At 44.6% G+C, this 15,613-nt stretch carries 16 protein-coding genes; 12 read left to right on the forward strand and 4 right to left on the reverse strand.

Going from position 1 to position 15,613, the window contains the following annotated elements; all coding sequences use genetic code 11:
• Positions 1-14 precede the first annotated feature (14 nt).
• The 6 genes from ABEW32_RS04600 (at position 15) to ABEW32_RS04625 (ending at position 7,206) form a co-directional block, all read left to right on the forward strand.
• Entirely contained in the window at positions 15-638 is a 624-nt protein-coding gene (locus ABEW32_RS04600) for a YesL family protein (RefSeq protein WP_430185116.1), read from the forward strand.
• A 28-nt stretch (positions 639-666) separates the two neighbouring features.
• On the forward strand, positions 667-2,187 hold the full coding sequence (locus ABEW32_RS04605; RefSeq protein WP_430185118.1) for an extracellular solute-binding protein: 1,521 nt from the start codon (positions 667-669) through the stop codon (positions 2,185-2,187).
• Between the two features lie 175 nt (positions 2,188-2,362).
• Complete coding sequence (locus ABEW32_RS04610; RefSeq protein ID WP_430185120.1) at positions 2,363-3,724, forward strand: glycoside hydrolase family 28 protein; 1,362 nt, start codon at positions 2,363-2,365, stop codon at positions 3,722-3,724.
• Positions 3,725-3,747: 23 nt separating this feature from the next.
• Positions 3,748-4,632, forward strand: coding sequence for a dienelactone hydrolase family protein (locus ABEW32_RS04615; RefSeq protein ID WP_430185122.1), 885 nt, complete (start codon positions 3,748-3,750; stop codon positions 4,630-4,632).
• 25 nt (positions 4,633-4,657) lie between these two features.
• Positions 4,658-5,635, forward strand: a complete 978-nt coding sequence (locus ABEW32_RS04620; RefSeq protein WP_430185124.1) for a pectinesterase family protein — start codon at positions 4,658-4,660, stop codon at positions 5,633-5,635.
• Positions 5,632-7,206 carry a glycoside hydrolase family 43 protein gene (locus ABEW32_RS04625; protein WP_430185126.1) on the forward strand — a complete coding sequence of 525 codons (1,575 nt, stop codon included), beginning with the start codon at positions 5,632-5,634 and terminating at the stop codon, positions 7,204-7,206. The genes ABEW32_RS04620 and ABEW32_RS04625 overlap by 4 nt, the downstream gene beginning before the upstream one ends.
• A gap of 57 nt (positions 7,207-7,263) precedes the next feature.
• Here ABEW32_RS04625 and ABEW32_RS04630 read toward each other — a convergent pair whose 3' ends face one another.
• Complete coding sequence (locus ABEW32_RS04630; protein WP_430185128.1) at positions 7,264-8,151, reverse strand: LysR family transcriptional regulator; 888 nt, start codon at positions 8,149-8,151, stop codon at positions 7,264-7,266.
• 120 nt (positions 8,152-8,271) lie between these two features.
• Here ABEW32_RS04630 and ABEW32_RS04635 point away from each other — a divergent pair, with 120 nt between their 5' ends.
• Together ABEW32_RS04635 and ABEW32_RS04640 are read left to right on the forward strand one after the other, a co-directional pair.
• A complete protein-coding gene (locus ABEW32_RS04635) occupies positions 8,272-9,297 on the forward strand; it encodes a YeiH family protein (protein ID WP_430185130.1) in 1,026 nt (341 codons plus the stop codon).
• A 245-nt stretch (positions 9,298-9,542) separates the two neighbouring features.
• Positions 9,543-11,096: a GH25 family lysozyme gene (locus ABEW32_RS04640; protein ID WP_430185132.1), complete on the forward strand. Its 1,554-nt coding sequence runs from the start codon at positions 9,543-9,545 to the stop codon at positions 11,094-11,096.
• 87 nt (positions 11,097-11,183) lie between these two features.
• On the opposite strand, the gene ABEW32_RS04645 is transcribed toward ABEW32_RS04640, so the two are convergent.
• Positions 11,184-11,450: a YuzF family protein gene (locus tag ABEW32_RS04645; protein WP_430185134.1), complete on the reverse strand. Its 267-nt coding sequence runs from the start codon at positions 11,448-11,450 to the stop codon at positions 11,184-11,186.
• Between the two features lie 170 nt (positions 11,451-11,620).
• Here ABEW32_RS04645 and ABEW32_RS04650 point away from each other — a divergent pair, with 170 nt between their 5' ends.
• Positions 11,621-11,749 carry a hypothetical protein gene (locus ABEW32_RS04650; protein WP_016821506.1) on the forward strand — a complete coding sequence of 43 codons (129 nt, stop codon included), beginning with the start codon at positions 11,621-11,623 and terminating at the stop codon, positions 11,747-11,749.
• A gap of 191 nt (positions 11,750-11,940) precedes the next feature.
• Here the strand turns inward: ABEW32_RS04650 and ABEW32_RS04655 are convergent, their stop codons facing one another.
• Both ABEW32_RS04655 and ABEW32_RS04660 read right to left on the reverse strand, forming a co-directional pair.
• Positions 11,941-12,168 (reverse strand): LSm family protein, encoded by a 228-nt coding sequence (locus ABEW32_RS04655; RefSeq protein ID WP_430185136.1) that lies wholly within the window; start codon positions 12,166-12,168, stop codon positions 11,941-11,943.
• A 111-nt stretch (positions 12,169-12,279) separates the two neighbouring features.
• Entirely contained in the window at positions 12,280-12,945 is a 666-nt protein-coding gene (locus ABEW32_RS04660; protein ID WP_430185138.1) for a cupin domain-containing protein, read from the reverse strand.
• Between the two features lie 454 nt (positions 12,946-13,399).
• Here ABEW32_RS04660 and ABEW32_RS04665 point away from each other — a divergent pair, with 454 nt between their 5' ends.
• The 3 genes from ABEW32_RS04665 to ABEW32_RS04675 all read left to right on the forward strand — a co-directional run bounded on the left by ABEW32_RS04665 (position 13,400) and on the right by ABEW32_RS04675 (position 15,609).
• On the forward strand, positions 13,400-14,053 hold the full coding sequence (locus tag ABEW32_RS04665; protein WP_430185140.1) for a cell wall hydrolase: 654 nt from the start codon (positions 13,400-13,402) through the stop codon (positions 14,051-14,053).
• 187 nt (positions 14,054-14,240) lie between these two features.
• A complete protein-coding gene (locus tag ABEW32_RS04670) occupies positions 14,241-14,591 on the forward strand; it encodes a hypothetical protein (RefSeq protein ID WP_107733323.1) in 351 nt (116 codons plus the stop codon).
• A 31-nt stretch (positions 14,592-14,622) separates the two neighbouring features.
• Positions 14,623-15,609, forward strand: coding sequence for a ketoacyl-ACP synthase III (locus tag ABEW32_RS04675; protein ID WP_430185142.1), 987 nt, complete (start codon positions 14,623-14,625; stop codon positions 15,607-15,609).
• Positions 15,610-15,613 lie beyond the last annotated feature (4 nt).

Consider the following 15,613-nt stretch of genomic DNA (forward strand, 5'->3'; position numbering starts at 1 on the left):
GGGAAGGATGCAAAATGGTACGGTTTGTAGAAAACATGAACAAATGGTGCATGCGCCTGCTACGCCTGGTCTACCTTAACTTGCTGTGGACGATTGCGACAATCCTGGGCTTGGGTTTTATAGGTGTAGGGCCAGCAACCGTTGCTATGCTTAGTATTTTAAGGCAGTGGATTCGGGGCAATGAGGAAGTCGCCATTTTCTCGACGTTTGTACGTCACTTTAAAGAAAGCTTTAAGGAAGCAGCCATCATTGGCGGGCTTTACAGCCTTGTGGGTTACGTGCTCTACGTGGACATCGTCAACGTCTCATCTTGGTATGTTCGTGTGGTGACACTGATGGGTGCCTTTTTGTATCTAATCTCTTTGGTCTACATTTTTCCGTTGCTGGCTCACTATGATTGGAAAGGCATCAAGCTGAAGATCAAGATGTCGATCGTCATTGGATTTTCGTATTTACAATATACACTTGTTCTTTTTGTAGCCATTGTCGTGCTTTATGCATTGATTCTAGGCTTATACCCAGGAATTCTAACTTTTGCCGGAGCGAGTATCATCGGTTATCTCGTGATGTGGATGACGCACCAGGTATTCAGCAAAATAGAGCGAGAGGTTCTGGTGAAAGAGGAAGATATGGCATGAATATACAAACCAAAAAGGAGCAAACACGATGAAGAAAAGAACCGCGATGAAAAAGGGAGTATCGGGTCTTCTTGCCGGACTTATGGTCATGAGTGTTTTTCTAACTGCTTGTGGTGACAAGGGGGCTGAGGGCCAAGCCAGCCAAACCTATGATCCCAAATCCAAACTGGAATTTACCTGGCTAAACGTATTGCATACAGCCTCTCCACCTACAGAAACGATTAAAAGCAAAATCGAAGAATACACCAATTCCAAAATTACGTTCAACTGGGTGCCGGATGCTTCCAAGGAAGAGAGAATTACCACCGCACTGGCTTCTGGTGAATTAGCAGACATAGTGACTTTGACGATGATGACAAATTCATCAGTGCGTAGTTCATTGAAATCAGGACTATTCTGGGATGTGGGCAAATACTTGGATGATTATGAAAATCTGAAGAAGATCCCGCCTGAAGTGCGCGAAGCCGCTTCTATTGAAGGGGTGCTGTATGGTGTTCCGTTCCAGAAGAATCTGGCTCGGGCGGGTCTGGTCATTCGTCAGGATTGGCTCGATCGCTTAGGACTGAAGGTGCCGACCACACTGGATGAGTTGTATGAAGTTGCGAGAGCGTTTACAGAAGATGATCCGGATGGCAATGGAAAAAATGATACGACTGGGTTTGTTGACAGATCGGATCTGCGTTATAGCAGCTTCAAAACTTTAAGTTCCTACTTTGGGACACCTAATGGCTGGAAAGTAGATGAAAACGGCAAGTTTACGCCGGAATTTGATACTCCTCAATATATGGAGACCTTAAAGTATTCCAATAAATTATACAAAAACGGGTATCTCTCCAAAGACTTTGCCGTAACCGCTAAAACGGACCAGCAACAACAATTTGCACAAGGTAAAGCAGGGATTTATACAGGCATGATCGATATCTCTAACCTCAGAACCCTGTCCCAGGGCTTACAAAAAGGACTGAAGCTCGTACCTGTTAACAAGATTTCGAATGGAGATGGCCAATATCATGTATGGTCTGAGGGAAGCGGGGTAGGAGGCTTGCTGGCATTTCCGAAATCTGAAGTAAAGACGGAAGCTGAGTTGAAGAGACTGCTGCAATTTGTAGATGATTTAATTGACAAAGATGTATATATGTACATGACCGGTGGTATTGAAGGTACTCATTATAAAATCGAAAAAGATGGTTCTTTCAAAATTACGAATACTGATTTATGGCAAGCAGATGTTCAGCCGTTTTCAAGCTCCAGACCAAGTGAAGTGACTTATAACTTAAAGGATGCCAATCCAGAAAAGGAAATGGCTAATGAATTAGTGCGAGAAAATAATAAATTTGCTGTTCTGGACCCGACAGTGCCACTGGATTCAGCCACCGCTAATGAACAAGGAACAGAGCTGGAGAAAATTATTACCGACGCCTCCTTCAAGTTTATTATGGGTGAAATTGATGAAGCCGGATTTAAAGCAGCTGTAGAAAACTGGAAAAAATCAGGCGGAGCACGGATTACTGCTGAGTATGAAGAAGCGTATAAGAAAACGAAAAAATAAAAATATAGGTTAAACATTAGTGTAAATGAATTGCCATTATGCAGGCGGGATGGTGCTTGCCATTGCTGACTCTTGTCCAGCATCATTCCGCCCACTCCCTTTTCCGGTCTATTTTTCAAGCCCAGTCTATAAATCATTTTTGTATTCACAAAATATAGAGACAGGAGAGAACGAAATGCAATTGTATAATATTGTAGATTATGGAGCAGTTCAGGATGGTACGACGATGGCAACAAAGGCGATTGCGGCTGCCATTGAAGCAGCAAGTAATGCTGGTGGAGGCACCGTTTTTGTCCCGGCTGGAACGTACCTGACGGGCGCTATTTTTCTTAAAAGTAACATTGAGCTGAATTTAAGCCCTGGCGCAATTCTTTCTTTCAGTACGGAACTGGCGGATTACCCTGTAGTAGAATCCAGATGGGAAGGCGTTCAGCGGGAAGTACATGCATCGTGCATTTATGGAGAAAACCTTGAGAATATTTCGATTACAGGCAGCGGAACGCTGGACGGAAATGGTCAGCCGTGGTGGGAAAAGCATCGGAATCACCCTGAAGAGCTGCAGTATCCAAGACCCAAATTAATCAGCTTTGACCGCTGTCAGCGGATCACTATTAAAGATCTCATGTTGAAAAATTCCCCCAGTTGGACTGTCAACCCCATTGCTTGCTATAACGTTACGATTGATAATTTGTCCATTCTTAACCCGGCCGACTCTCCCAATACAGATGGTATTAATCCCGAATCCTGTTCCAATGTTCGTATTAGCAACTGCAATATCGATGTAGGCGATGACTGTATTGCGATTAAAGCAGGGACTGAAGATACCCAAGAGCGGGTTCCTTGTGAAAATATTACGATCACCAACTGTACAATGGTGCATGGCCATGGTGCTGTCGTATTGGGCAGTGAAATGAGCGGAGATATTCGTAATGTTACGATCAGCAATTGTGTGTTCAAGCAAACAGATCGGGGCATACGTCTGAAATCCAGACGGGGACGCGGCGGAATCATCGAGGATATTCGCGTCAGCAACATTGTGATGGAGGAGGTCATTTGTCCATTTATTCTGAACCTGTATTATTTCTGCGGACCTCGGGGCAAAGACAAATATGTGTGGGATAAAAACCCCTACCCAATTACTGAGGAAACTCCGTGCTTTAGACGAATTCATTTTTCCGATATCACGGCACGTGAGGTTCATGCGGCGGCTGGCTTCTTATACGGACTTGCAGAGCAATATATTGCTGAAATTACATTTTCCAATATTGATATTTCTATGGCTAAAAATGCGATTCCCGGTCGTCCGGCCATGATGTCAGGGATTGAGGATATGAATAACCGTGGTTTTTATTTAGGTAACGTGAGGGATATTCGTTTTCAACAGGTTACGATTGAGAATCATGAAGGTCCTGCCTTTTATATTGAAAATGGCGAAGACGTTGAAATCAATCGTTGCCACTCGAAGAATACAGCTCAGCCTGAAAAGCTAATAGAACAAGTAACGATACAACCTTCTGAACAAAATGTGATGAAATAGGAGGGATGAAAGGAGCATAAAACGTGGATAAGTTGCAAGCATTGTTGGGGGATCTTCCGACAGATCGCCCTATAACGGCAACTCTGCTGAATCAAGAAGAGCGGGAGGGGTATCGACTGGAGTGTCTCCTGCTGGACTTGAACGGAATCGAGTCTGTGCCCGCTTATGTAGCTACACCCTTACAAGGGAACGGCCCGTTCCCATTGGTCGTTTTTAACCATTCGCATGGGGGCAATTATACGAATGGACGTAAGGAACTGCTTCATAGCAGTTCTTACCTACAGCACCCCTCGTTTGCTACAACTCTGACAGACATGGGGTATTGCGTATGCTGTATTGACATGTGGGGCTTCAATGAACGTGGAGGCAAAACCGAGAGCGAACTGGTAAAGGAAATGCTCTGGCAGGGGAAGGTGCTGTGGGGCATGATGCTGTACGATAACCGTCGTTTGGTAGATTACATGTGCCAACGTGAGGACATTGACGCTTCCCGTATCGCAACGATCGGCATGTCGATGGGTGGACTTATGGCATGGTGGATGGCTGCTTTAGATGAACGGATACAGGTCACGGTGGATATTTGTGGACAGGTAGATGCCCATACGCTGATCGCTAAAAGGGGATTGGATCATCATGGCTTCTATTCCTATGTCCCCGGCTTGTTGAAGCATTTCACCACTTTGGATATTCAAAAGCGGATCGTACCTCGTCCACGGATGAGTATAACAGGTCAAAATGATCGGATGTGTCCTATAGAAGGAGTCGAGCATTTGGCCAAGGGATTGTTGGAAGCCTATCAGAATGCAGGTCACCCTGAGCATTGGCAGCCTGTGATTGCGGGCGGTGGACATATGGAGACATTGGAAATGCGAACAGCTTGGCAGTCATTTTTAGCTGAACACTTGTAAATCAAATGAAAGGATTGGGGTAACCATGCTAGTCGGAAAAGAATCCTTTTGTGACTTCCACTCCATTCAGGAGGCAATTAATGTATTGGAGCAATCGCCTTCCAGCGAAATGGAAACGTTAGCTATTTTATCGGGTACCTATGAGGAAGAAGTGCGGATTTACCGTTCAAATCTACATATCATAGGCATCGGGCAGGTAGAGATTCGTATGGACCGGTATGCAAGGGAGCGGAATGAAGCAGGTGAGGAAATAGGCACCTTTGCGACACCGACTTTATTTGTAGGCGGCAGCCATCTGATCCTGGAAAATCTCATCATTTCCAACACGGCTGGACAGGGAGAACATATTGGGCAGGCCGTTGCGGTATATGCTCATTGTGATCAAACCGTTTTTAGAAACTGCACTTTTAAAGGATATCAGGATACGTTATTTACAGGTCCTCTGCCTCCTGCACCGAAAGAGCGATTAAAGTTTGGTGGAGTTCCTTTAAAAGAACATCATGCACACTATCGCCAGCTCTATCAGCATTGTTACATTGAGGGAACGATAGATTTCATTTTTGGCGGGGCTACCGCTTACTTTGAAGATTGCGAGATTCGTAGTTTGCGTCATCATAAGAACCATACAAGCTACGTTACAGCCGCCTCTACGCCGCAAGGGCAAACGTACGGCTATGTATTTGATCATTGCTATTTAACCGCAGAGCCAGATATTACCCCTGTTTTTTTGGGTCGTCCGTGGCGGGAATTTGCCAAAACCATATTTGTCGATTGTAAAATGGGAGACCATATTGACCCACGCGGCTGGGATAATTGGGGTAATACCGCAAATGAGAAAACGGTCTGCTATCAGGAATTTGGCGGATCTGATGAAATAGCTTCGTTACGTAAGCAGCGTGTTCCGTGGGCGGATTGTTTTGACGCGAGAACAGAAGCATGGAGCAAGGAGCAGGTTTTTGAGGGAGTCGCATTTTGGAAAGCAGGGAGAAGTGATGTCTTATGATGATCCAAAACCCTATATTAAAAGGCTTTAATCCCGATCCGTGTATTACGCGAGTCGAGGATACTTACTATATTGTAGTGTCATCATTTGAGTGGCTGCCTGGAGTACGGGTGTATCAATCGAAAGATTTGGCTCACTGGGAGCACTGTACGGATATTTTGACTGACCAGGTTGATTTGAGAGGAAACCCTAAAAATTGCAGCATTTGGGCGCCGCAGCTAAGCTATGCGGATAACCTTTTTTATCTGCTCTATACGGATGTAAAAAGCACCAAGCGTCCGTTTAAAGATGTTCATAACTTTGTAATAACGGCGCCTACGATCCACGGACCGTGGTCGGAACCCGTTTATCTGAACAGCAGTGGATTTGACCCGTCTTTATTTCATGATGAGGATGGACGTAAATGGCTCTTGAACGCGTTGTGGGATTACCGCATGTTGGAGAGCAATAAGTCATCTGGGATCGTCATGCAGGAGTATGACAGCAGGCAACAGCGACTTATTGGCGAGCCTGTTAAAATTTTCGATTGCACCCCATTAAAGAAGACAGAAGCGCCCCACATCTACAAGCAAAACGGTTATTATTATCTTGTTACAGCGGAAGGTGGAACGGGTACGGGCCATGCAGTTACCGTAGCACGCTCTAAGCAGTTATCCGGCCCGTATGAAGTGGACCCGCATAACCCGATGCTCACGTCTCGTGATCAGCTGAATTTCCCGTTACAATGCGCAGGACATGGCAGTCTTGTGCAAACACCAGACGGAGAGTGGTATATGGCTCATTTATGCACACGTCCAGTGGAGGGGAAATATGCCATCTTAGGGCGTGAGACAGCGTTGCAGCAAGTATATTGGAATGATGAAGGCTGGCTACGTTTAACCGCCGGGGGCCATACGCCTCAATTGGAGGTGCCTGCACCTCAGGAGTCTAGCTCGGCTAAGCAAGAGCAGCAGTATATTTTCGAAGACTTATTCGAAGGCCCCACACTTGACAAGACATGGAACACATTGCGTATCCTAGCGGACGATAGCTGGTGTTCATTAAGTCAGCGCCCAGGCTATCTTCGAATCCATGCCGGAGAATCCATACAAAGTCTGTTCCAGCATCACGTGCTTGCCATTCGGCAAACGGATCATCATTTCCGGGTAGAAACCGCCCTGGAGTATCAGCCCAACAGCTATTTGCAGATGGCAGGACTTTTGCTGTATCTCAATGAAGAGGACTATTTGTATGCGTATGTTACCTATGAAGACGGGGCGGGGAAAGTGCTACGCATGATGCGATGTGAGGCTAACTCATTTACGTTAGTTCCGCAAGTGATTGCGCTTCAGAATGATTTTCCTGTTCGGTTGGCTGTAGAGGTTCATGCATCCCATGCACAATTTTATTATGGGGTCGGAGATGAGCCTTCCTGGACCCGACTTTTTGAAATACAGGATATCAGCTTTTTGTCTGGCGGATTTACGGGGAATTTTGTAGGTATTGCTGCTCATGATATGCAGCAATTTCAAGGAAGCTACGCTGATTTTTCCCATTTCCTATACCATGGTAAGGATCATCTCTTCTCATAAAAAAATATAATACTGATTTTATTGCAAGCACCTTAATAGGTGCTTTTTTTCTGCACATTACATTTTCACATTATAATCTCGCAAGATCTCCAAAAAAGCGGTGGTTGCTTTCGTCTCATAAATCGCGGATGGAGTGAGGAAGGAAAATTTCCGAATGAATGGGAGATTAAGAATGTCCAATACTTTTAATGTTCCCAAAGCAAGCTCCTTTTGAATCACCCACTGGGACAGCAAAGAAATCCCCAAGCCTGCTTCTACAGACTCCTTGATGATCTGGGTACTGCCAAAATTCATCATATGAGCAGGATAAAATCGATGCTGTGCAAACATTTTTTCAGCCGCCTCACGGGTTCCGGAGCCTTCTTCCCGTAGAATCCAAATATCCTCTTGCAGCTCACTTATATCCACATGAGATTTACCGGCCAAACGATGATTTTGCGGAACGACAATAACCATTTCATCATCGGCGAAGGATTCAATGTGCAAATGGTCATGCTGAAATTCTCCTTCAATAATGCCCACATCCAGTTGATTATGGATCACGAGCTTTTCAATTTCCAATGTATTGCCGATGGTAATGGAGGGCTGAATGAGTGGGTACTGAATTCTCATCTGCGCAATTACATGTGGTAGTACATATTCACCATACGTGTAGCTTGCACCAATGGACAGGTTACCTTTTGCTGTATGCATTAGCTCATCCACCAAGTACTGCATACGTGTATGGAGTCGGATAATCTCCTGGGCATGATGGTATACAATTTCACCTGCTTTAGTTAAGCGCACATATTTATTGCTTCGCTCCAGGAGTCGGGTTCCTAGATTACGTTCCAGCGTTTGGATATATTGACTTACCGCAGGCTGGGTCATATGTAATACCTCAGCAGCTCGTGTGAAGTTTTGTTTTTCCGCAACCTTAACAAATACAATTAAAGACTGGTCCAAAGCTTATTCCTCCAATTTAATCATGCCTGTTTACTTATGATCATTATTATAATGATTTATTTTTCTTATGACAAAATACATATTAAGCTGTATGCATGTGAAAATTGGAGGGAAACCAGCATGAAAAGTCATATTCAACACAACAAACTTTTATTGAACAAAGGTCGATTGTTTCGGTTTTTATTCGGCATTGTGCTAACGATGATCTTTGCACTGGCGGGATACGTCCTGAATGAAGTACCAGGCTTTCATTATGTAGGTCCATTGGCATGTGCGATGTTTCTCGCTATACTATACCGCCAGTTATGGGGATACCCTGAAGCTATACGCTCAGGGATCGAATTTTCAGCCAAGAAAATACTGCGCGGAGCTATTGTGTTGTATGGACTGAAGCTGAATATGGATGTTGTTATTCATCAGGGGCTGGGGTTGCTTTTGCGTGATGTATTCACTGTGGTGTTCGCCATTTTTTTTACGGTTTGGCTGGCCAAACGATTCAAGGCAGATGCTTCGCTTTCGCTGCTTCTTGGGATTGGAACAGGAGTGTGCGGTGCAGCAGCAATTGCGGCTGTTTCTCCCTTGCTAAAGTCTGACGATGAGGATACAGCCATAGGAGTTGGGCTCATTGCCTTGGTCGGAACGGTATTTGCCATTTTGTTTACCGTGCTTCGACCTTGGCTTCCTCTGACGGATATGCAATATGCAATCTGGTCGGGTATCAGCTTACATGAAATTGCACATGTGGCCTTAGCAGCAGCACCTGCCGGACAGGATGCCCTTGCCATGGGTCTATTAGCCAAACTGGGCCGTGTCTTCCTACTCATACCACTTAGTTTTATTTTAATGTATTGGATGAAGCGAACTGGTAAGATGCGTACAGGTACTAAAGTGGAGTTCCCCTGGTTCCTCATCGGCTTTATTGCAGCAAGTATTTTGGGAAGTTATGTTTTTGGAAAATATATTGTCATTCCACCTAGTCTTATGAACGAACTTTCGCAGCTTACCACCTTTATGTTAACGATGGCTATGGTAGGCATGGGGCTGAATGTGAGCTTTAAGACCTTGCGAGAGAAAGCAATGCTGCCCTTACTGGTACTGTCTGTTACTTCGATCATTCTTGTAGGGCTAACATTTGTAACTGTATAAATAGGAATTATGTATTTATGATGAGATAGCTGGCAATCTAGTAAATGGGATGGGCAAAACTGGAAATGGCTCTGCTTGCGTATAGCTGGCAGAGCTTTTTAGTGCTTTCGTATTACAAGGCTGAAATATATAATGAATGAATCGTAACTTTTTACATAGGAGTCGCGTCTATCAAAATAGAGGGTTTTGAGGGCCATAGAATGTAAGATTTTCATAGTGAAAAATTAAAGAATGGTAGGGTACATATGAAGAAAATTTATTTATTTGCTTGTTTGTTTCTGTTTCTACTAGTATTTTCTGGAGAAAGTTATGCGGCATCTTCAAATTCACATATTCAATTGGATGGTAAGGATATAAGTGTCGGTAAGGGAGTGCAGATTCAAGAAGTAAAGGGCAATGTGCTGGTTCCACTCCGGCTTATTGTAGAGGAATTGGGTTATAGCGTGAATTGGGAGTCCAAGACAGGGACCGTAACTATACATAAGCAAAATCTTAACCTGAGTCTTCAGGTCAACAATCCCATAGCCTTAGTCAATGATCAACCGATGGGGTTGGCTGTAGCTCCTTTGCTTAGCGGGGGGACGACTTATGTTCCGCTTCGCTTTGTATCTGAACAGACAGGAATGGAAGTGTCATGGAACAACGAACTTAAAACTGTATTTCTGACGACTCCGCCCGCTTCAAGCGGAAACAACGTAACCACCAATGATCATTCTGCTACTCAAGCTACAAGTGATGCTACAGCCAGTCAGCGTACGGCTATAAATCAAATTAGCTTCAATAATCACCAATTGGCGATAACCGTAGATGGAAAGGTAAGTCCCAAAGTAAGTACATTGACTCAACCAGATCGTATTGTTGTAGATATACCTGATTCGAAGTTTGGCGAGGAATTTCCAGCATCGCAATCTATTAACAATGGTGGGCAAGGAAGTTTGTCGATTGCAGAAGATCCGGATGCCTCCAAAGTAAGATACTCCATGTTTAGTGCAAACCCAGCCTTGGTACGCATTGTGGTTGATCTTAATCACAGCACGCCCTTTCATCTAATCAATGCAGATGATGGTAAAGTTGTCATAGCGCTGGATCAGGCTACGGAGGAGTCAACATCTACCAATACTGTTACATCTACCGGTACTGTTACACCTACTGATAATGTTGCATCTACGATTTCTTCTGACGGACATGCGCAGGGGATTGACGTCTCCCATTATAACGGTGATATTGATTGGCAGCAGGTGGCGGCGGCTGGCAAGACATTTGCTTTTATTAAAGCTACAGAGGGCACCAAATTTCTAGATAATCAATTTTTAGCAAATGTGCAGGGGGCCAGAGATGCTAACATCCTGGTTGGCGCTTATCACTTCTTGAACGCAACTACCGTGGATGGAGCCCGTCAGGAAGCAGCTAATTTTGCCAGAGCTTTAGATTCAGCAGGAGGAAGGCTAGATCTGCCCCCTGTGATGGATTATGAAAATAACCCTAAGGGCCTTACTCCAGTACAAATCAGCGAAGTGGCTCATGCATTTTTGGATGAAATGGAGAAGCTTACCGGACGTGAGCCGATCGTATACACGGGCAACGTCTTTGCTTCCAAGTTTGATCCTACGTTTTCTATGTATAAACTATGGGTAGCACGATACAGCACTACACAAAAGCCGACTGCAGTTCCAGCTTGGAATAGCTGGTGGGCTTGGCAGTACAGCAGCACTGGCAGTGTTCCAGGCATTCGTGGCCAAGTCGATCTAGATGAGTACAATGGAACGATAGATGAACTTCGTGCTTCACTGGGACTGTAGGAGGGCTTGATTAGTAGGGTGTTTATAGGGGATTAAATCCTCGCGAATCCGGATAGGATCTGCGAGGATTTTTAATGTCTGCTTTGTTTAGCCAGGCATGATCCATACGATTTCGCTGATTCGAACAAAGAATTTTTTTCCGTATACATCCAAGATGACATGGTCAGGCTTACAATCCACTACACATCCATCAATTCTGCCACGTGTTGTTTCGAGTACAACGTACTTACCGATCACTGATTTTAATGTTTCTACGACGTACGGATCTACGGGGTTTACCACCACATGGTGGGAGACAGGATGGTGAGGGAAAGGTTGATTAGCGTTGTAATTGAACATTTGATTTGAATTCAATTGCTTCACTCCTTCAGGATTAGTTGTGATATCCTATGCTCCTGCCTAGGAAAGGTGTAGGCTAATGCCCTACCAGCGAAAACATTCATAATATTGCCAAAAAGCCCGGTCCACAGGAAAGCTCCACACATAAGCTATGTTGTACCTTGAATTAAAGGAGGCAATGATCCATGAGTGAATGTGAAAGAGGTTGCGGTGGCGGTTCAGTAGGAGGATATCCAGGAGTTTGGACGTCGACAGGAGCTATTCTGGTGCTGTTCATTCTGCTCGTTATCATTACAAAGTCTTTTTGGATCTAAATTGAATTGAGTTGCTTAACCCCTCATCGGTACATAACCGATGGGGGGTTAAGTATTTTAGAGGATGGTTGTATGATAAAACACCCCAAATAACAGCCTTCAAGCCCTACACAAACTGTGCCGGGCTGGGCAGCTGTCATATGAGGTGCTGCTTTGACGTCTATAGACAGGGGCGGACAATGGATTGGAAATTAGATTAAAGCAATCGCTAGTAGGGTAAACAGGCTCAACGTTAGGATTTGATTACCATACCCGTAAGGATAAAAGGCAGACGTTTGTACACGTCCATTTCGTTCGGTTTTTAAGTACACATTATTACGATCCACATCCGTTATAGTTCCTTCGTACTGTTTTCCATCAACGGTGAGAATACGTACTCTTTTGTTCATGCAGTGCAAACAGTTGTAGTAAGCGTCCATTCCATCACCCCCTCTTGTACATTGGCATTTTATGAGGGGAAAGCTCTTAGGGTAACGGCGAACGTACAGTGAAGGGGGATTCCACGCGCTTAAGGTCTGACTAGGGCTACGCTATTCTTGATAGGGATTAAAGGAGAAGCCGGGATATTCATGGGTATAGGCGTTTCTTCTTTGCGGAGGGACCTGATGGTGTGATGAATTATCGGCAAGCCTTACATGAATCCCTGGTTTACGGGGTGGCTGCTGCTTGCAGTCATTGGGAGGGCCGATGATGACAGGCTTTTTAATAGGGGCGAGCGCTTCCTGAACCTTCTTCTCATCCAGGCAGTAAGTATGAGCCATAATGTTGCTTGGCGTTAGTCGCAAAATATCGGAGCCCAAAATGAATTCAGGGATTGGAGCGTTAAAAATCGCCAACAAGTGAGTGTTATCCACCGTGGCGACTAAATAATGCCACCATCCCTGAGGGACGTTAGCCACCTGTCCAGGTGTAATCGGAAAATGTCGTAAATCGCGAGTAAAGGGATTAATCAGTGACACGGTCACTGCTCCAGAGATACAGTATATTAGTTCTGTAGCGTTTTGATGATAGTGGGGCTCTACTACATTAGCAGTGCTGAGACGAATATCTAGTAGCGATACATTTGCTAATGTATTCAGCTGCTGGATCGATAGCTCGTTGATTGAGTTCTGAGCATCTTTCTGAAACAAAATATTGTCGCTTAAATCATAGGTGAACTGTACAGTGGGAGAGGTGTAATCCATATATGAATTCACGTGTCCTTTCCTGCCTTTCTGTTACTCAAAATGAATGATCGTACGCTACCCTATGCATTCGCCTATATAGATGTGCACGAAATGTGATTTAAAAAGCAGATGTCAGGTTCAGGTCCTGGGTAGATCGAATCGAAAAATAGCGAAAAAGGTCACGTATTCAAGTGTAGTCAAAATGTGGTCTATCGCTTCTAATACACGTTATTCCTTTATGAATAGCGTTTTATTGCCCTGGGCATTCTTAGGACCAGAGCCGGATGATACGTAAATGCGGCTTGTGGTATACTGCAACGGACGTGTGAACGCATCGATGTCCGATTCGCTATGTAGCCACGCGTCATTTCTGCAGCTAGTCATAAGTTATGGCACAAGAAACATCATCGGATAAACGTCCCTGAGTTGTACAGGCCGGAATGGTTGCACCGGACAGAACATGAAAGAGGAGGTTGTCTGGAACATGAAAAAATTATCTATTGTAATGCTGTCCTGCGCATGCTTGTTAGGTACCGTATTATCAGTCGCACCAGGACAAGCACAGGCACAATCGTCAGCTTTAAAGAAAGGGATTCAAAGCGAACAGGTGCTGGAGCTACAACAACAGCTTCATTCACTCGGTTATTTCAAAGCCGGCTTTACAGGATACTACGGCTCTTTGACCAGCAAAGCGGTGGCTCGTTTTCAGCGTGATCACGGTCTGACGCCTGATGGTATAGCAGGAGCGGCAACACAGGCCAAGCTGGATTCATTCGGAAAGGTGCGCGTAACTGCGTTGGATCAACTGGCACGAATCATTTATTCCGAGGCGCGCGGAGAATCGTTTGAAGGACAAGTAGCTGTCGGCGCTGTCGTATTAAACCGTGTACAGTCTAGCGAATTTCCGAGCTCGATTCCGGACGTTATTTTACAGCCGGGTCAATTCACCGCTGTACAGGATGGTCAATACCGCCTGAAACCCAACAAGACGGCGTACCGAGCAGCCAGACAGGCACTTAATGGGGCTGACCCGACCAATGGGTCCTTGTTTTATTACAATCCGGCCATTGCCACAGCCAAATGGAGTAAAAGTCGTCCGGCTGTCATCTCACTTGGACGTCATACATTTACGAATTAATCACATATAAGCGTTTACATTTTTTTTTGGCCGTCAGAAGCTTCTTAGAGAAGCGGTGACGGCTTTTTGTGTATTCACAAATTTGTAATATATTAGGGGTGATGTATCTCGTTTTATATTAAAAATTCTACCTATTATTCCGATACTCTTAATAGACAAAAAATGAAATCAAAGGAGTCTTTCTAAAATGAGTCAACATCCTTATACCATCGAAGTGGATCAAGTCATTAAAACGGTACATATGGCAGTGAATGGAGTTTTTAGCCAAGAGGAGTACGACAGCTTTGTAAAGGATTATATCGCCAAAACTTCATCTATTCAGGCATCGAGCTTTACACTCAAGGTAGACTGCACCCAAATGGCACTTTTGGGACCGGGTGAAGTAGAGAAACTGAAGGGCTCTTTTGTACGTTATAAAGAAACTGGATTTGCCAAAATAATTTTTGTTATCAGCCTCCAGCAAACGATTATTAAAATGCAGCTTGGTCGCGTAGCACGTGAAGCAGGATTAAACAACGTAGATATTGTAGTGCAATAATGCGCTGACGCATGTGTGAGGGGGAAATCTGATGAGCCATATCAGAATAAAGGCACTGGGAGTGTATCATCCGCCCCATTCGTTGGATAACGAATATTATATTCGTCATTTTGACGAGCGGGGAAAAGATATTCGGCGCTTCATGGAGCATATGGGAAGAAAACACCGCTATATCATTGATGACCCCAACGAAAACGGTCTAACTATGGGGATAGCAGCTGCACAAAAAGCTTTGGAGCAAGCCGGTATGACAGGCCGTGATGTGGATATGATCGTGTTCTCTACTCAAGTTCCTGAGTCCCTGTTTCCGATGAATGCCTTGTTTGTTCACCAGGCGATTGGAGCGAGACATGATGTGGTAGTGATGGATTCCAATGCAAATTGTGCAGGGATGACTGTAGCCGTCGATCAAGCCAGTCGGTCGATGTTATCTAATCCCGATGTGCAGACAGCGCTCATTATCGGCTCAGATTATAATTCACTTATTTCCGATCCTGCGGATGAGATTACTTATGCGAACTATGGGGATGCTGCATGTGCAGCTATTTTAGAGCGTACAGAAGAGGATACCGGATTTATAGATTCACAGTATTATACGGACCCCATCAATATAGATAAAATATTGTACCCAGCCCAGGGTTTAGCGGCGACACTCCAAAGGAATGCACCCGGCAAATTTATTCAATGGCTTCCGTTCGACGCCAATATGGCCTTGCCTCCAACATTTGAGCTGCTTGAGCGCATTTTAAAAAAGAATGGGTTGGCGCCTCAGGATGTACGTGCATATTGTCTGTCTCAATTTTCATTGGCTAATGTGTTGAAGATCCAGGATCATTTGGAGCTAGAAGATAATCAAATGATTTATGTCGGTGATCGTTATGGCTATACAGGTACTAGCAGCCCATTCATTGCGCTATCTGAAGGAATCGAATCGGGGCGTATTCGGCGTGGCGATTATGTGCTGTTCTGGACGATTGGAGCTGGCTACCAACTGGTTGCTATGTTATTTAAATATTAAAAAT

The sequence above is a fragment of the Paenibacillus jamilae genome (assembly GCF_050482105.1).
GTDB lineage: Bacteria > Bacillota > Bacilli > Paenibacillales > Paenibacillaceae > Paenibacillus > Paenibacillus jamilae_B.

Bases quoted from the DNA above. Each gene is read 5' to 3' on its own strand.
- ABEW32_RS04600 (WP_430185116.1), top strand. From the start codon at position 15: ATGGTACGGTTTGTAGAAAACATGAACAAATGGTGCATGCGCCTGCTA.
- ABEW32_RS04605 (WP_430185118.1), top strand. From the start codon at position 667: ATGAAGAAAAGAACCGCGATGAAAAAGGGAGTATCGGGTCTTCTTGCC.
- ABEW32_RS04610 (WP_430185120.1), top strand. From the start codon at position 2,363: ATGCAATTGTATAATATTGTAGATTATGGAGCAGTTCAGGATGGTACG.
- ABEW32_RS04620 (WP_430185124.1), top strand. From the start codon at position 4,658: ATGCTAGTCGGAAAAGAATCCTTTTGTGACTTCCACTCCATTCAGGAG.
- ABEW32_RS04625 (WP_430185126.1), top strand. From the start codon at position 5,632: ATGATGATCCAAAACCCTATATTAAAAGGCTTTAATCCCGATCCGTGT.
- ABEW32_RS04635 (WP_430185130.1), top strand. From the start codon at position 8,272: ATGAAAAGTCATATTCAACACAACAAACTTTTATTGAACAAAGGTCGA.
- ABEW32_RS04640 (WP_430185132.1), top strand. From the start codon at position 9,543: ATGAAGAAAATTTATTTATTTGCTTGTTTGTTTCTGTTTCTACTAGTA.
- ABEW32_RS04650 (WP_016821506.1), top strand. From the start codon at position 11,621: ATGAGTGAATGTGAAAGAGGTTGCGGTGGCGGTTCAGTAGGAGGATAT.
- ABEW32_RS04655 (WP_430185136.1), bottom strand. From the start codon at position 12,168: ATGGACGCTTACTACAACTGTTTGCACTGCATGAACAAAAGAGTACGT.
- ABEW32_RS04665 (WP_430185140.1), top strand. From the start codon at position 13,400: ATGAAAAAATTATCTATTGTAATGCTGTCCTGCGCATGCTTGTTAGGT.
- ABEW32_RS04670 (WP_107733323.1), top strand. From the start codon at position 14,241: ATGAGTCAACATCCTTATACCATCGAAGTGGATCAAGTCATTAAAACG.
- ABEW32_RS04675 (WP_430185142.1), top strand. From the start codon at position 14,623: ATGAGCCATATCAGAATAAAGGCACTGGGAGTGTATCATCCGCCCCAT.